A 1,747-nucleotide genomic window follows, 5' to 3' on the forward strand; every position below is an offset into this window, starting at 1 on the left:
GATGTAACGCCTGCTACATTCTTGATCGTGACGAATGAGGAGCAGGCTTTCCGGTGGCTGATCCTGGTGATCAAGCTGCCCGCCGACCCGTCCCGGCACCGTGTGGCGGTGTGGCGGGAACTGCGCAAGATCGGCGCCCTTTCTCTGGGGCAGGGCATCTGGGCGGTGCCGGAGGTACCGGTCTTCGCCGACGGGGTCCGGCGTGCCCTCGACCTCACCGACAGTGCCGGCGGCCAGGGCGTGACGCTCCAGGCGTCCGGCCGCTCCGGCCAGGACGCGGCCCGCTTCCGGGAGATGTTCACCGCCGCCCGCTCCGCGGACTGGGCGGAGTTCCTCGCCGACTGCGCCAAGTTCGAGGAGGAGATCGCCAAGGAGATCCGGATCGCCAAGTTCACCCTGGCCGAGCTGGAGGAAGAGGAGCAGAGCCTGGAGCGGCTGCGCCGCTGGCACCGCGATCTGACCGCCCGGGACGTCTTCGGCGCCCCCGAGGCAGCCGAGGCCGGCCGCCGGCTCAAGCAGTGCGCCGCCGTCTGCGAGGACTACTCCGAGCGCGTCTTCAACGCGCTGCACACCACCGACGAGGAGCCGTCGTGACCGCTCAGCCCATAGCCCCGGTCGCCCCGAGACGGGCCATGTGGCCCCTGTACGCGGCCGGGTTCACGACCGCCTTCGGCGCCCACGGCATCGCCGCCAACCTCGGCGGCTTCTCCGAGGACGCCGTCACCTCCCTGCTCGTCCTGGGCGGCCTGCTCGCCCTCTACGACGGCGCCGAGGTCTTCCTCAAGCCCGTCTTCGGCTCGCTCGCCGACCGCATCGGCGGCAAGCCGGTCCTCCTCGGCGGCCTCGTCGCCTTCGCCGGTGCCTCCGCGCTGTACGCGATCGCCGACAGCCCCGGATGGCTGTGGGCCGCCCGCCTCGGCCAGGGCGCCGCCGCCTCCGCCTTCTCCCCCTCGGCCTCCGCGATGGTCGCCCGCCTCAACCCGGCCGCCAAGCGCGGGCGCGCCTTCGGCTCTTACGGCTTCTACAAGTCCATCGGCTACACCCTCGGCCCGCTCCTCGGCGGGCTCCTGGTCTGGGCCGGCGGCCTGCGCCTGCTGTTCACGGTCATGGCCCTGTGCGCGGCCGCCGTCGCCCTGTGGGCCGCCCTCGCCGTGCCCGCCGTGCCACCGCTGCCCCGCAAGCGGCAGACCGTCGCCGACCTCGCCCGCCGCCTGGCCGACCGCTCCTTCCTCGCACCCACCGCAGCCCTCGCCGCCGCCACCGCCGCGCTCTCCGTCGGCGTGGGCTTCCTGCCCGTCTCCGGCGCCGCGGCCGGACTCGGCACCATCGCCACCGGCGCCGCCGTCTCCGTCCTCGCCGCCACAGCCGCCGTCGTCCAGCCCAAGGCCGGCCGCGCCCTCGACGCCGGACGCCTGACCACCCGCACCGGACTGCTCAGCGGACTGCTCATCACCGCCGCCGGCCTCGCGGCCGCCATGCTGCCCGGCCTGGCCGGCGTCCTGCTCGCCGCCGCTCTCATCGGAACCGGCACCGGGCTGATCACCCCGCTCGGCTTCGCCGCCCTGGCCGCCTCCACCCCCGTAGAACGCATGGGCCAGACCATGGGATCAGCCGAACTCGGCCGCGAACTCGGCGACGCCGGCGGCCCCCTGCTCGTCGCCGGCGTGGCCACCGTCTCGACGCTCACCACCGGCTACGCGGCCCTCGCCGTGCTGCTGGCAGTCGGCCCGCTGCTCACCCTGGCACT

General features: G+C 74.2%; 2 protein-coding genes. Both read left to right on the forward strand.

Annotation, left to right across the window (positions count from 1 at the left end; genetic code table 11):
• The first annotated feature begins 27 nt into the window (after window positions 1-27).
• Window positions 28-594 (forward strand): Chromate resistance protein ChrB, encoded by a 567-nt coding sequence (locus ACFYWQ_RS43570; RefSeq protein ID WP_389526437.1) that lies wholly within the window; start codon window positions 28-30, stop codon window positions 592-594.
• A 38-nt stretch (window positions 595-632) separates the two neighbouring features.
• The coding region (locus ACFYWQ_RS43575) for an MFS transporter (RefSeq protein WP_389526440.1) at window positions 633-1,747 on the forward strand (1,115 nt) is incomplete at its 3' end.

The sequence above is a fragment of the Streptomyces sp. NPDC003247 genome (genome assembly GCF_042888135.1).
Classification (GTDB): Bacteria; Actinomycetota; Actinomycetes; order Streptomycetales; family Streptomycetaceae; genus Streptomyces.